Genomic DNA, 22,457 nt, shown 5'->3' on the forward strand with positions numbered 1-22,457 from the left:
CACTGCCCAAATTGCAGTGTCAACTATATGCTAGTTGAGCCTAAACTCTTCTAATAATCTAACTAACTCTGCTGATTGCTCCTTGAGCTTATTCGCAGCAACTTCTGCATTTTGAGAATCTGATAGTGACCGCTTGCTCGAGTCATCTACTTTTACTATTTCTTTGGACATATCAGCAGCGACTGTGGCTTGCTCTTCTGTATCATTGGCAATGGATTGGATCATACCCGAAATTTCTTGTGCACCACTGACAATTTCATTCAAAGAGCCGCCCGCTTGTTGAGCAAGATCTACACTGTTATTAACTTGCTCAACACTCACATTCATGGCATTCACAGCTATTTGCGTTTTATCTTGGATAGCTTGAACTGTAGAGGATACTTCACCAGTGGCTTTTGTCGTTCTTTCTGCCAATGTTCTTACCTCATCAGCAACCACCGCAAATCCTCTACCTTGCTCACCAGCTCTTGCTGCTTCAATAGCCGCATTTAATGCAAGTAAATTGGTTTGCTCAGCGATACTCCCTATCACGCCAATCACATCACCAATTTGCGCACTTAAATCCCCTAAACTTGTGATAGTACTCGCCGTTTTTTGTACTTCACTCGCTGCATTCGTAATTTCTTCTACAGTCTGCCTTACAACCCCTCCACCTTGATCTGCCAAGTCTCGTGCACTTTCTGCATGATCTGCTGCATCTTTTGCTCGTTGTGCCACTTCGGCCACTGTGGCACTCATTCGCTCAATTTCAGACGCAATAATGGTTGACTGTTCAGAGCTGCTTTGACTTAAACTCGCTATTCTCTGATTGATTTCCGCGATATCCTCACCTGATAGCTCTACGTTACTGGCCACCTGATCAACGTTTCGAATTAGGTTGCTTAGTGACTCTACCATCTCATTTGATGCACTCGCTAATCCATCAATTTCATCTTTCCCATCATGTTCAAGTGGTTGTAAAGACAGATTACCACGGGCTGTTTCGCTCGCCACATTAAGTACTTTGGTGATTCTTGAAGAGATTGAGTTGCTCAATATGAACGCGACAGCTCCACTGCCGACAGCCGCAACAACCGTCAATACCACAATAATAGTGAGCATTGACTGCATATCTTCATCCAATTGGATCAACGCATTTTCCGCGTCAGCTTTTTCTTCGTTTGTCGATTTATCTAAAATGGCTTCCATTTTTTCAAATAAAAGCACCTCAAGCTCATGTACAATCTTGATAGACTTTGATTTGGCACTTGGGTCAAAACGTTTAAACACCTCATGAGCACCATCGTACAATTCATCGTGAAGTTGCTTAATTTTATTCAAATTAGTCACTTCAATCGGCTTTCTTTCTAGGGGTTTTAGTAACTCAAGATATTTTATAAATCGCTTAGAGCCTTCCTCAAATGCTTCTTTTTCATCCAGTTCACCTGTCATAAATTCAGTGAGTGATGCGAGCATATCACCTTTTTCATCAACCATTTCAAGGTATAGCCGAACGCCTGGCAGGTCATCAGAAACAGCTTCAACAATATCAGTCGTTTTTAATGCATCGGCAAACTCTTCTTCTTTAAGACGGTCAAGTAACGTTTCAAGTTCGGCACCCACTGAGTTTTCAAGCGTATCGACAAATTTAAATGCCCACCTTTCTGTGACAGGATCATAAACATCGAATACTTCCCTTTGCGCCCTAGACTTAAATTCATTAACAATGCGCTCAATTTCAGCCATCTTAGCCCTGTCAGATTCAGTTGCAGACTCAAGCGGTCTTAGACTTTTAAATACATCCATGAACTCGTCATAATTTTCATAAAATTCCGCTTTTTTACTCTCATTACCCACCACGTAATCAAGTAACTCTACATGCATGTCGCCAATTTCATCCATCAATTGCAGATAATAAATTGCTGCGGGCACGTCGTCACTGTGTACCTCTTCAGTTACACGAGATAACGAAGTAACTTGAAACCAAGTTACAGAACTGGAAATGACCATTAACATGACAATAATGCCAAAAGACAGGTAAAGTTTTTTATCTAGTTTCATAGGGCGCAACTTTATGTGAATGTTCTAGAAAGATAGCTCAACAGAAAAACAGCGCAAAAGACGGTCTGGTTTAGTCCCTATGATTATGAAAAACTGGATAATTCAAGTAGAAGCGTCCATGTTTGAATGACCATCTCGCCAGTTCAAGTGTGAGAAATCAGTCAGTCGAGATACATAAAAGTTAGTCTAAAAACAAAATGTTTCAAGATTCTCAACTTTGAACCTTCGTTTAGAAAAACAAGTAACTTAAACAAACATTGCCAACAAACCTGTTAGGGGCATGGCTTAGCTGTCTTTTAGTTCATCGGTGATGCAGTGTAAATATCAGAATTGACGTAATGCACAGAGTTATATAACAGTTTGTCGTTATGCCAGTCAAAATCGCTGCTGTCTGAAGTAATCAATAATTTTTGTCTATCTTTTAGCTCATCATATTGATATAGCTGGTACCTTCGGGATTTGACTTGCTGCCAAAGCCAACGGCTTCCCCGTTTTTGCAGGTTAAACCGGCTTTGTACAACCATTGGGATCGCGTTTATTTTTTCTGAGGTGACTGGCTTATGATCTAGGCCTGTGAAATATTCACCATGGATATCTTGCCAAATGATATCATCCACAACTTCTGAAAATGATACAAACTGCCAGTTGGGATCTTCACTAGTGAGTTTATCGCTAAGAATATCATAAGAGTGTATTCGCCATTTATCACTCTCTTTTAAACTGAACGCAATCGTATTGTCGTCTTTCACTGACAATCCAGCAATTTCAGTTTGAGGAATTTTTAATTGTTTGATGTGACCACTATCGACTGAGATTTGAAAAATCATGTTATGAGTTAAGACAAAAATAAACCTGCCATTGAAAGCCCACTTTAAATCAACTATCTGATGTTGCTTATCAAATTTTGTAAGTAATGTTCTGCGCTCGGTATTAAAGTCATACAGCCATACTTGTTCACGACCCGTCGCCAAACTTATATAAGCAACCGAATGATTATGGTATGAAAACCTTGCAAGTCGCTCATCAACAGAAGTGGCTGCTAAGGTACTTTGAGACGCCGTTTTCATCGAATAATACGTAATATTCCGATCCCGTGAGCCTGTACTAAACAAGTACCCCACACCATTAGGGTGACGACTCAGTCCAAACAAGGCGTGACTATTAGAATAAACCACAGCCCTGTCACCGCCATTTAAATCCAAACTCACTATCTCATTTGTGGGATAACCACCTAGTAAAATAATCCGCTCTCCAGAGTGGTCCCACACAGCACCGCCATCACTGTTAAATAAGTGATAAAATGTATGATTTTCGATATCTATGACGTACAAACCAGTCAAGAACTGGCTATCTGTAGCACTAATTAATAACTTATTTTCTGTTGGGTGCAAATCTAATTGGCTGTAGCCACCAAGCCCTACAAGTGGTTGTGCTAAGCGTGTTTTGACACCCGTTGATAGCTGCAAGCTAAATAAATAAAACGGCCCTCCTGGGTAAGCAGCTTCATTAAAAATCAGTAAATCATCACTGTGTGTAAAAATAATTTTGCCATAGCTGCCAGTACGGCAGTTATGTATCAACTTTGCTTCGCCCAACACTCCATCATTAAAGCTTCTCAAATAATACTGACAACTATTCGCTTTGGTGGTCAGATAAACAAATGCTTTACCATCTTTACGCCATGAAGCCGGCCCCTCCCAAGTATCAATACCATGATCAATGATTTCCACCTCTTCGGTAAGGAGAGTTTTTAATTTTAGACTGATACTTCCATCATGCACTTCAGTAAACAATAGGTATTTACCATCTGGAGACAAATGAGGGTTGAGTTCCAAGCCCGGTTCACGCGTCAATGCGCTCACATCGCTGAGCCGATCTTCATTGGGTGTATCATTACTTTGAAGTACAAAGTAGAAAATGGACAACAAGAATAAAGCCAAAGCGCCCATAGAAACTTTCTGCACTTTGTGAAGCATTATTTTGTTTGTCTGATGAAGTGGGTTAACGGGTCCCTCATCCTCCACAGCTCTAACAGCTGCGATAAATTGATACCCTTTTTTTGGGAAGGTCACAATAAAAGCAGGCTGTCTTGGGTCATCTTGTAGAGCTTTTCTTAACTTGGTGATCACACGATTAACGGCATTATCTGTAACTATGCGCCCTTGCCATACATGATCAATTAAATCGTCTCTTGATACCAACATATACGGGTTCAAACAAAAAAATCGTAATACCTCTGAAACCATAGGCTCAAGCTGGGTCTTTTCACTATCAGAAGTCAAAGTTAGGGTTTTATCACAAAATGTAATTTCACCAATTTGCCAACGCATCACATCTCTTTATTATTATTAAGTGATTGTATTATATACTTAATGTTTTTTAGTCACTAAAAGTCATCAAAAGTTTCCTAACCATCACTACTTTACAGCCAATCAAAAATAAGCTGATTTAGATTATTAATATAGGAAATCAGCAATGTGCATTTTATCTAAATTAACTGCGAAAGTAATTGCTTTATCGGCAGTTTTATTGTCGATGAGCTTACTTGTGCCATTAAAAGCAAAAGAAAGTAAACAGTTTTTAATGCCTTCAAACCTAAAAGTGCTTTTAGCTACTGACAATATAACCATGACTCAGATCGCTGACTCTGAGTTGTTTTTTAAATCCTTATTACCATTAGTTAACCAGTTTCCTAAAGAGTTGATATCTAAACAGCCAGCTGACGTTAAAATAGGTTTGAGCTTATTGCAGCAAAATAAAAAATATTTAGACGCAACACTTAGTAAACACAGTGCATCATCAAAATTCATTCAATATCAGCAATTTTATCAAGCAAATTTTCAATCAAACAGCACATTGACACTTAAGCAGACAATAACACAAGAATTAGAAGCACTCAGTTACGCAGCTTTGTACGATTATGAAACCAACTTAAACACACGTTATAAGCAACAGCGTAAACAACTCGCACACGTTATTAATAATATAAAGCAATTAAACGCCCTCAGTGAGCAGCAGTTGACCTTACTCGCTTCAAGTGCAATGAACCTGAAAGTACTCAAGAGCGTCTATGTTATAGCGCACCCAGTAATTCAAAAAAAATGGCAAGAAAAGTACATTATTGAACCTGCAAGGCTTATCTCAACAGCACAAGGTATAGAGCATACAGCCACCATAGTAAGACCAAAAAACAACCGAGAAACTTATCCAACAGCTTTTCAATTTACAATTTATGCTGATGAAAGCCGACATATTCAAACCGCGAAATACGCTGTATTACAAGGATATGTAGGAATTATCGTAAACTCTAGAGGAAAGAGGCTCAGTAACAATAAAATCGAACCTTGGATAAATGAAGGCAAAGATGCGCATAAGATCATTGATTGGATCAGCACACAAAGTTGGAGTAATGGTGAAGTAGTGATGTATGGAGGCAGCTATAATGGTTACACTCAATGGGCAGCTGCCAAGTACAAGCATCCTGCTTTAAAAGCAATTGCGCCCTACGCTGCAGCCCATCCAGCTCTTGGGCTACCCATGGAAAACAACATCTTCTTAACTGCCAATTATCAATGGGGATTTCATGTTACGAACAATAAAACGATGGATAATAGTGAATATGCAAACCGTGCACATTGGAACAATGTAAACAAAACTTTGTTCTCAAGCGGCAGAGCATTTAAGGATATAGACAAAATTGAAGGACGCCCAAATCCATTATTTCAAAAGTTTTTAAGCCACCCTAGCTTCGATGATTATTACAAAGCTATGGTGCCATATGGGAAGGACTTCGCTGATATTACTATTCCTGTACTCTCTATAACAGGCTATTTTGATGGTGGCCAAATATCCTCTATTTACTATATGCAAGAACACTATAAATATAACCCAAAAGCCAATCACAGCTTATTAATAGGTCCTTATGACCATTGGACAGCACAAGATACTCCTCTCAGTCATGTGACTAATTATCAACTTGACCCCGTAGCCGCCAAAAAAAACACTGAGAAAATAGTATTCGAATGGTTTGACCATATTTTAAAAAGCGCGCCATCTCCTGCACTTGTGAAAAGTAAAGTAAATTACCAACTCATGGGTAATAACAGCTGGCACCATATAGATAGTTTCGCTCAACTTAACCAACAAGGAATTAATTTTTATTTAGGCACCCCTTCAACGTCGAAATACCAGACATTAGTGACAACAAAGCCAAGACAATTAAGCAAACACACGCAACAGGTTGACCTGTCTGATCGCAGTGTTCAGCATAACATTGATCACATGAATATTATCCTGCCTAAACTCCCCGACGACACTGGTATTGTGTTTATCACGGATGTATTCAAACAAGATATGCAGTACGCTGGGACACCCACCGGGCATATTTCTATCTCTATTAATAAGCGTGATGTCGACATTGGTTTTAATATTTATCAGATCCAACCTGATGGCCAAACATTTCATTTAGCGCATTATCGCAGTCGAGCAAGTTATGCGAAGAATAGCGCAACGCGTCAACTATTAACCCCTGGCCAAAAAACAAAGCTCCCTCTCGTCAATACACGGATGAGTGCTAGAAAACTGAACAAAGGTAGTAAGATCGCGCTGGTATTGGATGTTAATAAAAATGAGCATGCTCAAGTTAATATGGGAACAGGTCAAGACGTCAGCCTTGAAACCATTGAAGATGGTAAAGAGCCGTTAGTTTTAAATTGGTATACGGATAGTAAAATTCACCTTCCGATCACACCGATGTACAATCAAGCCATAACAATGTCAATCAACCAATAACGCGAAGATATTGCGGACATAAAGAATATTTAACAAAAATTAGGGGCAAAGCGGCCCCTATTCAGAAGTGATGCCTATCACGATGTTGTTAAAGGAACAGTCACCATTACAAAAACAAATGAAGCGACCAAGTACGAGATGATCCCTACAGGCTGATTGAGAATTTCTGGCAGTTGAGACCAAATCTTTTCCTCATCGGTTATTACAAACTTCACGAATATCTGTAAGAAAAAATGCACACGCAAACAGCGTGTGCATTTTTGTCTACTCAAGAACTCGGATTAATTATGAGCTTTTTTGCTCATCAATCCATGTATTTACACGCCTTTCTAAAATAGACAGCGGCATTGCTCCGCCACCTAATACCGTGTCATGGAATCCTCTAATATCAAATTTATTGCCTAACTGGCGTTTAGCATGTTCTCTGAGCTCTAAAATTTTAATCATACCAATTTTATACGATGTTGCTTGCCCTGGCATAATCATGTATCTACGGATTTCTGAGCGTGCCGAAGTTTCATTTATTGGCACATTGCTCATAAAGTAAGATACTGATTTCTCTTCAGACCAGCCTTCAGCATGAATACCAGTATCAACAACTAGTCTTACTGCGCGCCACATTTCATTCGACAAACGACCAAAGTCGCTATATGGGTCTTTGTAAAAGCCCATTTCTTTCGCAAGCAGTTCAGAATACAATCCCCACCCTTCAGAATAGGCTGTAAAATGCGCTTTTGTTCTAAACTCTGGAATTCCCTCTAATTCTTGTGCGATAGACAGCTGCATATGGTGTCCAGGATTACCTTCATGATAAGCAATCGACTCCATGGTATTTTTAGGCATCGATGTCATGTCAATTAAGTGGGCATAATAAACACCAGGTCGAGAGCCATCTTTGGTGCCTGGCATATAGTGTTGTGCGGCACCAGGGCGTTCTCGGAATGACTCGACTCGCTTAACTACCAGCTTTGACTTAGGTAATATCCCGAAATAGTCAGGTAGTTTCTTGTTAAGCTCGTCTAAATATGCAATTGAGTCATCAATGTAACCTTGCCTACCTTCATCATTATTTTCATAGAAGAACTGTGGATCGCTTCGGAAAAATTCAAAGAACGCTTGCATAGAGCCTTCAAATCCAACTTGTTCGATGATTTTTTCCATTTCAGCTTTAATACGCGCTACTTCATCAAGGCCAATCTTATGAATTTCATCCGCAGTTAAATTAGTCGAAGTTTGATCTGCAAGTCTGTAATTATAAAAAGCTTTACCATTTGGTAATTCGCCCACACCATAGCCATCTTGTTGCTTTAAGTTGGCCATATCTTGCTCAAACCAATCTATCAATGATGTATAACTTGATTTGAATGCACCTTGCAACGCAGCTTTGGTTTGCGCAAGTATCGCGTCCCCTTCTGCTTGACTAATCTTTTTATCGTCAATCAATTTTTGCACTTTAGCTTTGGCATCTGCCCATAAAGGCGCATCTTTTTCGCTGTCAGTAAACGGCGCACCATCAATGATATTTTTAGATTGAGCGATAACGCCTTCATAGGAGAATTTTGGTGGTCTGATGCCTTTCTCAGCTCTAGATTGCGCTTGACCCAGAAGCTCTACAATCGTTTCGGCTCCTCTCACTAGACGAGTATTGTAAGCCTGCATGTCAGCCAGAGTATCTACTTTGTGGTAGTTAATCATGAACTGTGCAAAAAATGACTGTATGCCAAACATGTGATTAAACACATAAGTATTTTCAAAAAACTTTGCCTGCTGCTTCTGTTTCTCGTAGTCGTACAACCACAAATCGTAAGAAATTTTTGCCTCAGCATCTAACTTGGTGTAATCAAATTGCGATCTTAATTCAGCCACAGTGCCAGCGAGCCACGCCAGCTTGCGTCTCTCAGCCTGCTCTGACACTTCATCGATTTGGTCATATTTATCTTTTCGCCCATAAATCGTCATCGTGATTGGGCTCATTTGCAATTCTTGCTCGTATTTTTCAGCAAACCAAGCGTTCAGCCTTTGGGTTTCTTTTTCTACGGCACTTTGGCTTTCGGTTTGTACTGTTGTATTGACTGAGTTAGCCTGCGTGCCCGCTTTATTTGCTTGACACCCAGCTAAAACGGCCACGACAGACATTGCAATAATGGATTTGTACACTGTAGCTCTCTCCTGTGACTTTTTTAGCTACATTAAATAAAAACTGCATTCAATCCAACACATTACATACGTTTAAATGTAACTAAAAATGAATATGGTTACAATGTGCCCCTTCCTCGTTGTCGTAAAATAATCAATTAAATTAACCGTACTTTTCTGCATGTAAGCTTAAAGTCAGTGCTATCGCTGTTTCATTAACGCCACGGCAAGACCAGAACCAATAAAAGTTGCGCCAGCAGAAATATTTAAGCCTTGTAACACTTTTGGTCGATTTATTAGGCAGTTTTTCAATTGAGAAGAAAATACCCCCATTAATGTAAAGCCGATGGTGGTCAGTGAAGCGAACCAAAACCCGTAAACCAACATCTGCATTGATACACTACCCAAATTTGGGTTGATAAACTGCGGTATGAATGCCAATACGAATATGCCAGGTTTAGGATTCAGAGCAGCTGAAAGAAAGCCTGTGGTAAATATTGATTTCAAAGATTTTGCTGCGATGGGTTCAATCGTAATTAAATTGCGATTGCGTAGCACTTTTATCCCTAACCAGATTAAATAACTTGCACCAATTATTTTGACAATAAAAAAAGCAACCATTGATGTTTGAATTAAAATGGTCAATCCTGCGGTTGCCGCAATAACATGGAACAATATTCCGACTCCGGAAGCACTTGCTGAAACACACGCAGCCAAACGGCCTTGGCTCACGCCTCGGGCTATCGCTAAAATATTATCTGGACCGGGTGAAATCACGAGTAAAAGGCATGCGGCGGTATAAGCAACAAACACATCGATTGGAAACATAGTCCTTTCCTTATCTTACATAAATAAAATAAGAAGGCTTATACGGCTAAAAGTTCAAATAAAAGTAAAAACTAATTGGTTAATTATTGAAGGCATCAATTACAAATGCGGTAAAATGGCTTGTCGATCGCTTTTGTTCATTTTGTTTACAACCAGCAGATAAGAATTATCAATCATACGTTCAATTTCACCTTCAGGAATTGAGCCATCCAAAATTACAGTATTCCAATGCTGTTTATTCATATGATATCCAGGAATGACTGAATCGAAAATATCTCTTAGCATCTGGGCTTCATGAGGATCACATTTAAGATTTAACCACCAATGCCCTGAGTGCGATTGCCGCATTTTTTCTGGTGCGAGCGTTGCAAACATTTTATCTTTCACTTTGTATACATCTACACCTTCTCCAAATGGCTGACTTACGCTGCTCAATGGCTTAGATAACAAATACTCATGAACGGCATCTTTATTTAGCATCTGTCATTCCTTCCCTACAAAACTAATTTGAGCGACATTAAGCCGTGCTATCAACACCGAGTCTTGATTAAACAACCTGCTATATTCTTTGGCTAATCGATTTGCAGACTCAATATCAGCTTTGGAAACGTTATAGATTGTTACGACTTTTGCAGGTTCTTTTTCTCCTTTGTAATAACCCACCGCATCGACCACACTGAACCCAGTAAACGCCTGAGCCAATTGATTAGACTCAAATTTTTGCCACTGCTGTGCTGTAATCAAGCCTCCTGTTGGGATTGATAGTCCGAAATACATTTTAATTCCATCACTTTTCGATGCCACAATCGACGAGGATGCAACCATACTGTTGTTTGTCTCTGTCACACTTGTGCTGGCACACCCTATAAGCGTGACAGCTAGTAAACATATTGCCGTATTGAGAAATCGCATCGCTTGGTCCTTCGTTCGTTTTGCAGATAACAGTGTGGTTAAAAATAAACCATACAAGATGTGCTTAGAGCACTCAAGAATATAAAGGAATAAAAGCAGTATTGGCATACTGCTTATCAAAAGATTTGGGTTTAAGCGTGAAGCTTTAAGTATTTCTTCACCTTTTTCATAGCCATTTTTTGTTTTAAAGGTGAGAGATAGTCAATAAATAAATTACCGTGGAGATGATCAATTTCGTGTTGCATCACAATTGCCAAAAATTCATCATTTTCTATTTCAATTGGGTTGCCCTGCCTGTCTTGCGCTGTGACTTTGACTGAGGTGAAACGTTCAACTTCAGCAAAATAATCGGGCACAGATAGGCACCCTTCTTGTCCCTTTTCTTTGTTTTTACCTTCGGACACTTCAGGGTTAATCAAAATAATTGGTTCATTTCTTTCGTCTGAAATATCAATCACAACAACCGCTTCGTCTCTGCCAACTTGTGTTGCGGCAAGCCCAATGCCATTGCTCGTTGCGTACATGGTTTCTAGCATATCATCTACAAGTGACTGTACTGCATCAAAGTCTGTGACTTTCTTGGCTATCGTTTTTAAACGTGGATCAGGGGCTGTTAAAATTTCAAGGACTGCCATGGTTTACTTCCGTTCCATAATTCATTTTGAAAATTGAAATGACGTAATGTCATACTGCTTAAAGCGGGTTTACTAGCACATCGTTTAACGTGCTATTTTGCTGGTGGATCAAGCCAACGCGGGCAAATTTATCGTACTCAAAATATAATTGCAATTTGAACGCTTAGCCTTCAAACCAAGCGCTTCTAGGCAATGTATCGCTTACAGTACGGCTAAACGAGCATGCCTGAGTAAGCAAATAAAGAAGGTACTCCTCCTGTGTGCCAAAATAACACCTGTTTATCCTGTGGTAAATTACCGCTTTTAATCTGATCGACCATGGCAGCAAAAGCCCTCCCCGTATAAACTGGATCTAATAAAATGCCCTCAGTTGTCGCAAGTAGCTGAATAACTTCTCGTTCTTTCTCTGACAACACGCCATAGCCTGCACCTAAATAATGACTATCTAAAGCCACCTCTTCCTGTGTATATACAAAGTCTAAATTTAAAAATGAGGCAGTTGCATTCGCCAGCTCTAAGACTTCTTGTTTGAATGTTTTACCCGCTAATTCAGCTTTATCAATCTGTATTCCTGTCAGTGTATATTTATGATTTAAAATAGATTTTGCAATCATCAAGCCAGCATGTGTTCCCCCTGAACTCGAAGCAAAAAACATCTGGCTTAAATTCTCCATATCGATTTGATCACTAAGCTCCAAGCCAGCTTCTACGAAGCCACACGCCCCCAATTCGTTCGATCCCCCATAAGGGATAACATACGGCGTATGGCCAGCTAACTTTAAACCCTCAACGACATTTGGAATATCTTCTCCTTTTCGATTTTCTTTAGTGAAATGAATATGTGCGCCAAACAAAGAGTCTAAAAGCAAATTGCCTCTAGCTTCGCTAGGCCTATCTCCGCCTAAGACTAAGTGGCAATGTAGACCGAGTTTGGCTGCGGCCCCCGCGGTTTGCCGACAATGATTAGACTGCTGCGCACCAGCGGTTACGACACAATCACCCCCTTTAGCGACAGCATCTCCCAAAATGTATTCAAGTTTGCGAGTTTTATTACCGCCAAGAGCCAGCCCAGTTAAATCGTCTCGCTTCATTAATATTTCAGGGCCACCTAAAATACGAGTAAGATTTTCTAGTTTAATCACTGGTGTTGGCAGATAACCAAGTTTGGCTTTTGGTAATTGCTGCAAGATTGAGTATTGTTGCATGATGAAGTCAGCTTTACAGGTCATTAAGACACTCTTTTTAACACGGTGTTTAATTAGTATGCAACATTTCAAAATATGTCTTTATAGTAGAACAATAAAATTTATTTATATTAATGATGCAACTTAACTAAATAGTGAATTATATAAGCAGTGTAAAATGGATTACGCAAAAAGCCTAGATCTCGTTTTGGTGAATAGTAGATATTTGTACATACTAAAAATTAATAACTAAAGACCCTAGCTCAACTGTCGATACGTAAACCAATGACACGTCTTCTGTATAAGGATTATGTAATGAAGATAACGAACCAATCCAATTTTCAACCACCAGTCCCCAGTAACGCACCAAACAAGAATCTTTCATCTATGGATGTCAAACCCATTACTGATGAAGTAAAGATACTTGCAGCGGCACACGTTCAAAATACCTCACATGACGATCTCTATATAATCAATGACCCAAATGTTGGTGAAATGACGCTTGAATCCCATACCTACGACCCTGAACGACTCAACAAAGTCTCCCAGACGTTGTATTTTGGTGGTGTAGCAGACCTATTTAGAGGTATGCAAACACACTACCAATCATTTATGAGCGAGTTAAAAAACACAGATCCGAAACTTGCCGAGTCAACAGGCTGGGGATTTTCGATTGATGAAAAAGGTGAATTTATCGTCAATGGCACCCTCAGTAACGAAAGTAAAAGCTATTTAGAAGAAAAACTAAATGCAAATGAAGACCTGCTTGAACTTGCAAAGCAAGTTCCCGCCCTGTTCATGCAAGGTTTAGCCTACGATAGAGGTGCTGATGGTAAAGGTCCAGCTTGGGGTAAATTTGACGTCAATACAGACAACTTTAAGGACATCATCGATTTTAAAGAAGTGTTTGATGCATCTTACAGTTCAATGGAAGACATTAGCTTTTTCAAAGGCAACTTTGATGTTTTAAAATACGCGCAAAATGTGGGTGAACAACTACATAATAAAGCTGAAGCAAAATTTGGTTATTAATATAAACTCGTGAATTTACCTTAATTCATGCGGCCTTTATCCTTTACGAATTGTATGTAGCGCTTTCGGTAAGCCAAACTAATTGGAAAAGGCCTATCTCAATTCACATTAGAACTACCAATGTAAAATTATTCTGTCTCTACTCGAACTCGCATTGTTTAAGTCCGCAAAGCTCACGATACCCCACAGCTATAGATAGCCTCTGGCTCAAAATATATAAATATTTTAATTAAATGACTTAGGTATCTTTGCAACCTCGCTGTAAAACTAAACAATTGCACAGTAGTTACGTCCTTAAAATAACTAAAACAAGGAGTAAACTTATGAAGCAGTTCGCTTTCCTATTGATGTGTGCCTGTAGCTTTTTTACCAATGCCTCTTACCTTGACTATAAATATGAACATCTACCCACTGAACATACCATTTCGTCTTCAACACTCGGTGAAGAGCGCACTGTGTGGGTAATTTTACCTGAAGGCTATAACGCACCAGAAAATAGCACCAAGCAATACCCTGTTATTTACACCACTGACGGCGAGAACTTGCAATATTTAACAGGTCACAATATGTGGTTCTTACAACGCTCAAATATGTTGCCAGAGGCAATTTTAGTCGCTATCAATACTCGCCATCACAGAGCGCGTGATTTAACCCCTACAGAGCCTAAAAATAGCCCAATTCCCGTCGCAACCGGACAAAGCCACCAACTAAAAGCGTTTATCAAAACTGAAGTGATCCCGTTTATTGATAGCACTTACCGCACTGATGACTTTAGAGTGCTGTCTGGTCATTCACTTGGCGGGTTATTCACAATCACTAGCCTATTATCAGAGCATATGCAGCCTTTATTTAAAGGCTATGTCGCCATTGACCCTTCACTGTGGTGGGACGATGGCATTGTTGCAAAGTGGGTTGAAGCAGCAGAAGACACATTTGATGAAAAAGCGTTCTCTGTGTATATCGTTGCTGCACATGAAGAAAATATTCCTCCTGAGCATCAAGCGCTTTACTTGCAGCACATCACCGCAATCGATGACGCCGCAAAAAGTCTCATTGACACCGATGCGACCACAATTCGATACGACATTACCCATGACGAAAACCATCGTTCGGTATTGCATGTCGGTGTATTTAGAGGATTAAGAGAAGTTTTTAAATGCTACCCAAGCGTTTGCCCTAAAGCAGACGAAGATGAGTCAGAACAGGACTAAGCAAGACCTGATAAAACACATTATAACTGCCATATAATGAGGTGCCCCTTTGCACCTCTTTTTCAAAGCAGACTAACCAATAAACCCATCATGCTGCTGACCTTCATCACCAATTTCCTCCCAAGAAGCTTTTGAGCTCACCCACATGTGGTGAACCACCTTGGCACCCGCTAAATCATCATTGGCGATTAACCCAACTGGCACGTACATACGCTGCTCATCGTTTTTGCCAGGCAAGTTTGACCCACACTGTGTGCAAAAACTACAAACCCAATCATGTTCAGGTTTATGCCATGTCTTGATTTTGTCGGTGCCTGTCAGCCAAGTAAAGTGTTGGTTATTCACCACAGCAACCGACACACCATTTCCGCCACTTGCTTTTCGGCAAATTGAGCAATGGCAAACATAGATATCCGTTATTGGTAAACTGATTTCAAATTGCACTGCGTTACAATTGCAACTACCTTTGACCATATTCAACCTAATTACATCACACACTATCTGTTTCTATTGTATGAACATTTTTGAAATTTAAACACCCTCTATCCCGCTTAATCTTAGCGAACCTGACATTCCTTTTCTAAACTTAGAGCATTCAACCTGCATAGGCACAGTACTATGGCATTTAGCACAGGGCTGTTGATCCTGCTGTTTGTGATCTTCGCACTCTTTATTGGCGCATTTGTGCGCCATATTTTAAAAGGCACACAAGTCCCCTACACGGTTGCGCTGTTATTGTTAGGCATCGCAATCGGGTTGCTGCAAAGGGGAGATTTATTTAATGCATATGCCCCAGAGTTTGGCCAAAGTTTATCTTTGGTTGCCGAAATAGACTCTCATCTATTCTTATATCTGTTTTTGCCGACGCTCATTTTTGAAAGCGCATTTGCCATGGAGGTGCATTTATTCCGCCGCATGTTTACGCAAATCGCTATTTTAGCCGTTCCAGGTTTAATGCTCGCGATTTGGTTAACAGCCGAGCTCATCTTTGCCATTGTGCCCGATGGCTGGGGCTGGAGCTGGGCCATTTGCCTGATGTTTGGTGCTTTGATCAGTGCCACAGATCCTGTGGCTGTCGTCGCGCTGTTAAAAGAGGTCAGTTCTCGAAAGCGCCTTGAAACCCTCATTGAAGGCGAATCGCTACTCAACGATGGCACCGCAATCGTGTTCTTTTCACTTTTTTTTGTATGGGTTAGCGCCACTTACAGCGGTGATATCAACGCTGGACTTTCATCGCCTTTGCATGTCACAGCCGAGTTTTTACAAGTCGTATTAGTAGGTCTGGCAATAGGCTTAGCCGTGGGTGGTCTATGTATTATGTGGATAGAGCATGTATTTAACGACCCAATGATCGAGATCTCTTTAACTATTGCGGCGGCCTATTCCGTTTTTTTTATTGCAGAAAACTTCCACGTATCAGGGGTTGTTGCGGTTGTCACGTTAGCCATAATGTTTGCAAGTATCGGCCGAACTCGGATCAGCCCCGAAGTCGCTGGATTTTTACATCATTTTTGGGAAATGATGGCCCACATGGCCAACACACTTATCTTTTTACTGGTTGGCATATTGGTCGCTATCCGTGTACCACTAAATGATATGCAAGCATGGAAAATGCTGGCATTGCTTTACGCTGGTATTTTAATCATTAGGGCAATCTCTATCACCGTTTGTATGCCTGCCCTGACTAGGTTAGGTATTGGTATTAATTTTCCAAAAGCAGCGGTGCTGTGCTGGGGTGGACTGCGCGGTGCGGTGTCATTAGCCTTGGCACTAGCCGTAGTCGCCAGTGATGTCATACCAAAAGAAATTGGTGATCGGGTACTGTTTTTATGTGCAGGCATCGTGGTCTTAACCATATTAGTCAACGGCTCCACGATGGGCTGGTTACTTAAAATACTAGGCTTAAACTCATTACCTCCAGCAAAACAAGCAACTGTAGACAAAGCCCAAGGCACAATCAGTAATGAGCTACACGAGATGCTACCGGTGATGATGACCAACCCATTTTTGCAAGGCGCAAACTGGGAAACCGTAAAGCAAAAATCGCAGCTAAAAGCACTCAACGAGGCTGAATCAAATAGTCGAATAACCACAGAAGAGCTCAACACCGCATACAAAAGACGACTGCTCGAGACTGAACGCAAACATTATTGGACGCAATTTGAGCAAGGAATGTTGAGCAAGCAAGCGACTAGCAAATTAGTCGAAGCGGTTGAATCAGCCCTTGACGGTGAACCCCAAATTAGCCCAAGAACCTCCATTTATACGGTATGGCAAACCCCCAAATGGTTGCAACCACTTAGACAGTACTCATGGTTAAACAAGCTCTTATTAACCTTTTATTTTAAGAAACTTGCCTTGGGTTACGATATTGCTCGGGGGTTTATGCACGCACAAGAGGCTTTGCAAAGTCATGTGCAAACCTTAGCGCCCAGCCAGTCTGCTGCCGATTTAGTGTTAAAAGATGTCAAAGATAACAAAACACGCACACTTGAGCGCATGAACGAATTACATGAGAGCTTTCCAGAAATTATTCAATCCCTGCAGACACAAGCTGCGACTAGGTTATTGCTCAATCGCGAGCGCGCAGTCATCAACGCACAACTTAAGCAAGCTGTGTTAGATAAGCCCGAAGCTCAAAGGTTATTGGCATGCGTTGAAGACAAAATGGCCAACCTCCAAAATGAGTCAATCTTCAAAACGACCAAGCAACAACAATTTACTAATGATATTCCTTGGGCTAAGAACTTACCGCTCGCAACACGTGAGAAATTGTCCGCTTTTGTAGAGCATCAGGTTTATGAAGCGCAGCAAGTAATTTGCAACGAAAATCAGCCGCTGTCTAAAATTGGCGTTATTGTGAGAGGAAGCGTTAAAGAACAATGGAACGTATCATCAGGTAATGACGTAAAGCACACTTGTACAAATAAAGGGCCCGGCGAATCAATTGCCCTAACCGCATTGCTAAGCGGTGCATGCGCAACCGACATCACCAGTGACACCCCTTGTGATATTATGTGGCTACCTTGCGACAAACTTAAGCAATTAATGCAAAATGATAGCCAATTAACTCAAGTAGTTTGCAAGTTAATGCAAGAATATACTAACTAATTGTTTTAGATATCCGTTTCGCTATTACGTTCTAGCTGCTCAATTAACTGCATAACAGAGTGTTGGCTATAGACTTTGATGCCTTTGGATCTGAGCAGTTGTGCAGTGACGCCAGCACCGTTTACTTTCTTACCAGAAAAAGTGCCATCATATATTTTTTCACTTCCGCAAGATGGGCTGCCCTCTGCCAAAACCGCGAATTTTATTTGTTGTTGCAAACAAATTTGCAGCGCTTGATACGCACCATCTAAAAAAGCATCGGTCACATCGACTCCATCATCTCCGACAACACGCGCTTGTTGGTGGATGACATCACGCCCTTCGCCTCCGATAATTTCTGCTGGCGCTCTAGGTATCGGTAAACCAGCCGAGACTTCTGGACAAAAGCCAACAAGCTTAACGTTTAGATCTAACCAACGCTTATCTGACTCATCCAGCGACAAGCTACTTCCGTTATACCTTACTTTATTACCCATTAAACAGGCGCTCACAAAGACCTTTTGCATCCATACTCCACATTTAAATACTGTACTAACTTCTATATACCCATAAAAAGTACGTAGAGCTCATTATAGTAGAGTAGTTATTTAACACTAAAGAAATATTAATTCTTTATGGAGAGAAATAACAACTAAAACAACCTGATTTATAGCATTTAAAAACAACAACATGCAACTTTGATCCTGTTTTGCATACGTATTCAATGGAATGTTCCTCAAAGCGCCTTATATTGTAAAACTCATGTAAATGAGAGGCACAATAATGAAAAATATAATACTACCAATCGTCGCAAGTGTTTCGGTACTTGCATCAAACAGCGCCTATGCTACGCCTAGTAACACGGGTACACCAACAACATTTGTTCACCTGTTTGAGTGGTCTTGGCCTGATGTCGCCAAAGAATGCGAAACCTTTTTAGGGCCACAAGGCTATGCGGCAGTTCAGGTTTCGCCGCCGAGTGAACATATCACCGGGAGTCAATGGTGGACAAGATATCAACCTGTTAGCTATCAACTTGTCAGTCGCGGCGGAGATAGAGCTGCGTTCATCGACATGGTATCTCGATGTAAAGCTGCAGGGGTTGATATTTATGTTGATGCAGTGATAAATCATATGGCACACGGCAGCGGTACAGGGGTCGCAGGCAGTCAGTTTGGTAACAAACAATACCCCATCTACAGCCCAAATGACTTCCATCAAACCTGTGCAATTAACCCTGAAGATTACGGCAATAACCCATGGCGCGTGCAACATTGTGAATTAGTTGGGTTGCACGACTTGGACACCGATGCACCTTATGTGCAGTCGCAGCTTGCAAATTACTTAAATGACTTGCTCGATATTGGCGTTGCGGGCTTTCGCTTAGATGCAAGCAAGCATATGCCTGCAAACGACATCGGCGATATTCTAGGTAAACTCAATAAGCAATCTGTGGTGTTCCAAGAGGTCATAGATCAAGGTGGTGAAGCTGTTCAAGCGTCTGAATACTTTCAAAATGGCTTAGTCACTGAGTTCAAATACAGCATTAAACTCAGCGAAACTTTTAAAACAGGTCAGCTTGCTTGGCTTAAATCTTTTGGTGAGCAATGGGGCTTTATGCCCAGCTATAAAGCCGTTGTATTTTCTGATAACCATGACAATCAACGCGGGCATGGCGGTGCTGGCTCTATAGTCACCTTTCACGACGGCAAACTATATGAACTGGCCAATGTGTTCATGCTTGCCTACCCCTATGGCTATCCAAAAGTAATGTCTAGCTATGAATTTAATGGCAATACCGATGCCGGCGGCCCAACTGTGCCCGTTCATCAAGGTAATAATTTAAATTGCAACGCACAGCAATGGCAATGTGAGCACAGAAAGCCCTTTATTGCAGGCGCAATGCGCTTTAGAAATCACACCAATGATGACTGGTCTGTACAAAACTGGTGGGACAATGGTAATAACCAAATTGCTTTTTCGCGCGGTAATTTAGGGTTTGTGGCCATCAATAGAGAGTCAAACAATATGAATGTGAGGCTAGCAACTGGTCTTCCTGCGGGCACATATTGTGATGAGCTTTCTGGTGGTAAAAGTGCGGGATATTGCAATGGCAGAACAATTACGGTTGATGGCGATGGAACTGCTCAAATATCACTATCCTCTATGGATGCAATCGCGATCCATCACCAAAGTATGACCACAGATACCCCTAATGACGGCGACGGAGATTGGCAAAGAACCGTTGTGTTTATAAAAGCACAAACGCAAAACGGCCAAGATATGTTTGTTCGCGGCGGCTTGGACCACAATGCAGCGTCACAACGTGGATTGCAATGCGACCAAAATCCTGTACTTTGTCAAATTCCAATTAGACATCTAAACCTCAGAAATCAAACCACTGCACCATGGAAATCAGGAGATACCTACCTTGACTGGCAGGCAACTGAGCCTGGTCAATCAAATCAAGCCCAAGGGACAGCTTTAGATTGGACAACCAATGTTTGGCCCGCAAATTGGGGCGAAAAGAAAACCTACGATCTTCATGGATTTGGTGAGTCGGGCTTAAACCAATGGGGACCACACTACTGGAAACTGGATGTAGAAATGGATTGCAGTCAAACTCACCAAGGCTGGTTCGAACTAAAAGCATTTGTCAAAAATGGTCAAGGATGGGAAAGTGATATTCTCCAAGCAAACCGACCTTATGCTAGCAATAACCACTTCGCACAGTGTGGCAAGCTAAACGTATTTGAGTTTGGTAAAAACACGCACCTCATACAGGCTCTCTAGTGTTAAGATAACAACTTAAAATTTGTGTATGGCAACCGTTTTTGGTTGCCATTTTGCATACGTATTCAATACGATTATTCCCATAAGACCGATATATTGTCTTTCTCAAAAAAATGAGAAATATAAGAATGAAAAATAACCGACTCCATACCCTAGCTGGACTTGCATTCATTGCATCTACCAATGTGAATGCATCAGCGCATACCCCTACCACATTTGTACATTTGTTTGAGTGGTCTTGGCCCGATATTGCCACTGAATGCGAGACGTTTTTAAGACCTCAAGGATACAAAGCAGTTCAAGTATCACCACCTAATGAACATATTGCTGGCGATCAGTGGTGGACAAGATATCAGCCCGTCACTTATGAGCTGAACAGTCGAGGTGGCAACAAAGTGCAATTTGTCGATATGATAAAGCGATGCAAAGCGCAAGGCGTGGACATCTATGTCGATGCAGTGATTAATCACATGGCCCACGGTAGCGGTAAAAGTATTGCTGGCAAGTCGTATGGCAATAAGCACTACCCCATTTACTCTCCTAAAGATTTCCACAAACCCTGTGCTATCAATGGCACTGACTACGTAAATAACGCGTGGCGCGTGCAAAACTGTGAACTGGTTGGCCTACATGATTTAGATACTGACTCTATCGGTGTTCAGGCAAAAATCGCCAGTTACCTAAACAAACTTACAGGCTTAGGCGTGGCAGGATTCAGACTTGATGCCAGTAAACACATGCCCACTGAGGATATCGCCGCAATTTTAAAACAGCTCAATGACTCACCGCTTATTTTTCAAGAAGTCATAGATCAAGGGGGAGAAGCAATCTCATCAGTGCCGTATCTCAGCAACGGTATGGTCACAGAGTTTAAATACAGCGTCAAACTGAGCCATGTTTTTAAACAAGGGGAACTGGCGTCACTGAAAACCTTTGTTAAGGACTGGGGTTTAATGCCCAGTGAAAAGGCCATCATATTCACAGACAACCACGATAACCAGCGCGGTCACGGTGGTGCTGGCGACATCGTCACGTTCAAAGATCAAACACTGTATGACCTTGCTAACGTATTTATGCTTGCCTATCCGTATGGTTATCCAAAAGTGATGTCCAGTTATGAATTTAATGGCGATACCGATGCTGGCGGACCAAAAGTACCTGTTCACCAATCTGGTAAACTCAACTGCCAAGACACTTTGTGGCAATGTGAACATAGAAAGCCCATGATAGCCGGCGCAATGCGTTTTAGAAGTTATACGGCCGACAATCCAACCATTTCAAATTGGTGGGACAATGGTAAAAACCAAATTGCGTTTTCACGCGGAGATCTTGGGTTTGTCGCGATTAATCGCGAAGATAAAACAATGCACGCCACGCTTCAAACCGGTTTACTACCCGGCACATATTGTGATGAGTTGAGCATGGATACCAATCTAGGGTCATGTACAGGTAAATCTATCACTGTAAAACAAGACGGTACTGCTTTAATACAACTAAAACCGATGGATGCAATCGCCATACATCACCTTGCAAGATTGAAGTAGTATGGCCTTGGTGCAAAGCGCTATCGTACGAAAGGTGAATAGCGTGCAAAATGTAACGACTGCGAGCAAAGCGAGTACGTTCAATTTGCGCAAGGTGAAATGAGCAACTTTAACCAAAGGTAATCGATACATCTCTATTAAACCAAAGCAGATTCTCTCTACGTCATTCCGGACTTGCTCCGGAAACCATAGAATAGTCACAGAAAAAATAGATCCTGAATCAAGTTCAGGATTAACGTGCAAAATGTAACGACTGCGTGC

General features: G+C 41.1%; 15 protein-coding genes and 1 pseudogene. 6 read left to right on the forward strand and 10 right to left on the reverse strand.

Annotation, left to right across the window (positions count from 1 at the left end; all coding sequences use genetic code 11):
• Positions 1-30: 30 nt before the first annotated feature.
• On the reverse strand, positions 31-2,040 hold the full coding sequence (locus N473_RS15550; protein ID WP_063368709.1) for a methyl-accepting chemotaxis protein: 2,010 nt from the start codon (positions 2,038-2,040) through the stop codon (positions 31-33).
• Positions 2,041-2,336: 296 nt separating this feature from the next.
• Positions 2,337-4,370: a winged helix-turn-helix domain-containing protein gene (locus N473_RS15555; protein ID WP_063368710.1), complete on the reverse strand. Its 2,034-nt coding sequence runs from the start codon at positions 4,368-4,370 to the stop codon at positions 2,337-2,339.
• 145 nt (positions 4,371-4,515) lie between these two features.
• On the opposite strand from N473_RS15555, the gene N473_RS15560 reads away from it, so the two are divergent.
• Entirely contained in the window at positions 4,516-6,831 is a 2,316-nt protein-coding gene (locus tag N473_RS15560; protein ID WP_081221210.1) for a CocE/NonD family hydrolase, read from the forward strand.
• A gap of 285 nt (positions 6,832-7,116) precedes the next feature.
• Here N473_RS15560 and N473_RS15565 read toward each other — a convergent pair whose 3' ends face one another.
• The 6 genes from N473_RS15565 to N473_RS15590 all read right to left on the reverse strand — a co-directional run bounded on the left by N473_RS15565 (position 7,117) and on the right by N473_RS15590 (position 12,571).
• The gene (locus tag N473_RS15565; RefSeq protein WP_231099577.1) at positions 7,117-8,988 is read right to left on the reverse strand and encodes a DUF885 domain-containing protein; all 1,872 of its coding nucleotides are present in this window, start codon (positions 8,986-8,988) and stop codon (positions 7,117-7,119) included.
• Between the two features lie 180 nt (positions 8,989-9,168).
• Complete coding sequence (locus N473_RS15570; RefSeq protein WP_063368712.1) at positions 9,169-9,795, reverse strand: LysE family translocator; 627 nt, start codon at positions 9,793-9,795, stop codon at positions 9,169-9,171.
• A 99-nt stretch (positions 9,796-9,894) separates the two neighbouring features.
• On the reverse strand, positions 9,895-10,275 hold the full coding sequence (locus tag N473_RS15575) for an MmcQ/YjbR family DNA-binding protein (RefSeq protein ID WP_063368713.1): 381 nt from the start codon (positions 10,273-10,275) through the stop codon (positions 9,895-9,897).
• 3 nt (positions 10,276-10,278) lie between these two features.
• Positions 10,279-10,707 (reverse strand): DUF3574 domain-containing protein, encoded by a 429-nt coding sequence (locus N473_RS15580; RefSeq protein WP_196766420.1) that lies wholly within the window; start codon positions 10,705-10,707, stop codon positions 10,279-10,281.
• Between the two features lie 131 nt (positions 10,708-10,838).
• A complete protein-coding gene (gene def / locus N473_RS15585; RefSeq protein ID WP_063368715.1) occupies positions 10,839-11,342 on the reverse strand; it encodes a peptide deformylase in 504 nt (167 codons plus the stop codon).
• Positions 11,343-11,554: 212 nt separating this feature from the next.
• Complete coding sequence (locus N473_RS15590) at positions 11,555-12,571, reverse strand: D-cysteine desulfhydrase family protein (RefSeq protein WP_231099578.1); 1,017 nt, start codon at positions 12,569-12,571, stop codon at positions 11,555-11,557.
• A 270-nt stretch (positions 12,572-12,841) separates the two neighbouring features.
• On the opposite strand from N473_RS15590, the gene N473_RS15595 reads away from it, so the two are divergent.
• Together N473_RS15595 and N473_RS15600 are read left to right on the forward strand one after the other, a co-directional pair.
• Complete coding sequence (locus N473_RS15595; RefSeq protein ID WP_155735626.1) at positions 12,842-13,558, forward strand: hypothetical protein; 717 nt, start codon at positions 12,842-12,844, stop codon at positions 13,556-13,558.
• A gap of 323 nt (positions 13,559-13,881) precedes the next feature.
• Positions 13,882-14,769, forward strand: a complete 888-nt coding sequence (locus N473_RS15600; protein WP_063368717.1) for an alpha/beta hydrolase — start codon at positions 13,882-13,884, stop codon at positions 14,767-14,769.
• A gap of 72 nt (positions 14,770-14,841) precedes the next feature.
• On the opposite strand, the gene N473_RS15605 is transcribed toward N473_RS15600, so the two are convergent.
• A complete protein-coding gene (locus N473_RS15605; RefSeq protein ID WP_063368718.1) occupies positions 14,842-15,243 on the reverse strand; it encodes a GFA family protein in 402 nt (133 codons plus the stop codon).
• Between the two features lie 144 nt (positions 15,244-15,387).
• Here N473_RS15605 and N473_RS15610 point away from each other — a divergent pair, with 144 nt between their 5' ends.
• The gene (locus N473_RS15610) at positions 15,388-17,880 is read left to right on the forward strand and encodes a cation:proton antiporter (protein WP_063368719.1); all 2,493 of its coding nucleotides are present in this window, start codon (positions 15,388-15,390) and stop codon (positions 17,878-17,880) included.
• 5 nt (positions 17,881-17,885) lie between these two features.
• On the opposite strand, the gene N473_RS15615 is transcribed toward N473_RS15610, so the two are convergent.
• Positions 17,886-18,386, reverse strand: a complete 501-nt coding sequence (locus N473_RS15615; protein ID WP_063368720.1) for a DUF523 domain-containing protein — start codon at positions 18,384-18,386, stop codon at positions 17,886-17,888.
• Positions 18,387-18,642: 256 nt separating this feature from the next.
• On the opposite strand from N473_RS15615, the gene N473_RS15620 reads away from it, so the two are divergent.
• Complete coding sequence (locus N473_RS15620; protein WP_063368721.1) at positions 18,643-20,652, forward strand: alpha-amylase; 2,010 nt, start codon at positions 18,643-18,645, stop codon at positions 20,650-20,652.
• 128 nt (positions 20,653-20,780) lie between these two features.
• A pseudogene (locus N473_RS15625) lies at positions 20,781-22,190 on the forward strand (alpha-amylase); the annotation flags it as partial.
• Positions 22,191-22,457 lie beyond the last annotated feature (267 nt).

Origin of the sequence: Pseudoalteromonas luteoviolacea CPMOR-1 (assembly GCF_001625685.1) — a bacterium.
Lineage (GTDB): Bacteria > Pseudomonadota > Gammaproteobacteria > Enterobacterales > Alteromonadaceae > Pseudoalteromonas > Pseudoalteromonas luteoviolacea_K.

Excerpts from the sequence above, each read along its gene's own strand:
- N473_RS15560 (WP_081221210.1), top strand. The coding sequence starts at position 4,516 with ATGTGCATTTTATCTAAATTAACTGCGAAAGTAATTGCTTTATCGGCA.
- N473_RS15580 (WP_196766420.1), bottom strand. The coding sequence starts at position 10,707 with ATGCGATTTCTCAATACGGCAATATGTTTACTAGCTGTCACGCTTATA.
- N473_RS15615 (WP_063368720.1), bottom strand. The coding sequence starts at position 18,386 with ATGCAAAAGGTCTTTGTGAGCGCCTGTTTAATGGGTAATAAAGTAAGG.
- def (WP_063368715.1), bottom strand. The coding sequence starts at position 11,342 with ATGGCAGTCCTTGAAATTTTAACAGCCCCTGATCCACGTTTAAAAACG.
- N473_RS15550 (WP_063368709.1), bottom strand. The coding sequence starts at position 2,040 with ATGAAACTAGATAAAAAACTTTACCTGTCTTTTGGCATTATTGTCATG.
- N473_RS15590 (WP_231099578.1), bottom strand. The coding sequence starts at position 12,571 with ATGACCTGTAAAGCTGACTTCATCATGCAACAATACTCAATCTTGCAG.
- N473_RS15595 (WP_155735626.1), top strand. The coding sequence starts at position 12,842 with ATGAAGATAACGAACCAATCCAATTTTCAACCACCAGTCCCCAGTAAC.
- N473_RS15605 (WP_063368718.1), bottom strand. The coding sequence starts at position 15,243 with ATGGTCAAAGGTAGTTGCAATTGTAACGCAGTGCAATTTGAAATCAGT.
- N473_RS15620 (WP_063368721.1), top strand. The coding sequence starts at position 18,643 with ATGAAAAATATAATACTACCAATCGTCGCAAGTGTTTCGGTACTTGCA.
- N473_RS15555 (WP_063368710.1), bottom strand. The coding sequence starts at position 4,370 with ATGCGTTGGCAAATTGGTGAAATTACATTTTGTGATAAAACCCTAACT.
- N473_RS15570 (WP_063368712.1), bottom strand. The coding sequence starts at position 9,795 with ATGTTTCCAATCGATGTGTTTGTTGCTTATACCGCCGCATGCCTTTTA.
- N473_RS15610 (WP_063368719.1), top strand. The coding sequence starts at position 15,388 with ATGGCATTTAGCACAGGGCTGTTGATCCTGCTGTTTGTGATCTTCGCA.
- N473_RS15575 (WP_063368713.1), bottom strand. The coding sequence starts at position 10,275 with ATGCTAAATAAAGATGCCGTTCATGAGTATTTGTTATCTAAGCCATTG.
- N473_RS15600 (WP_063368717.1), top strand. The coding sequence starts at position 13,882 with ATGAAGCAGTTCGCTTTCCTATTGATGTGTGCCTGTAGCTTTTTTACC.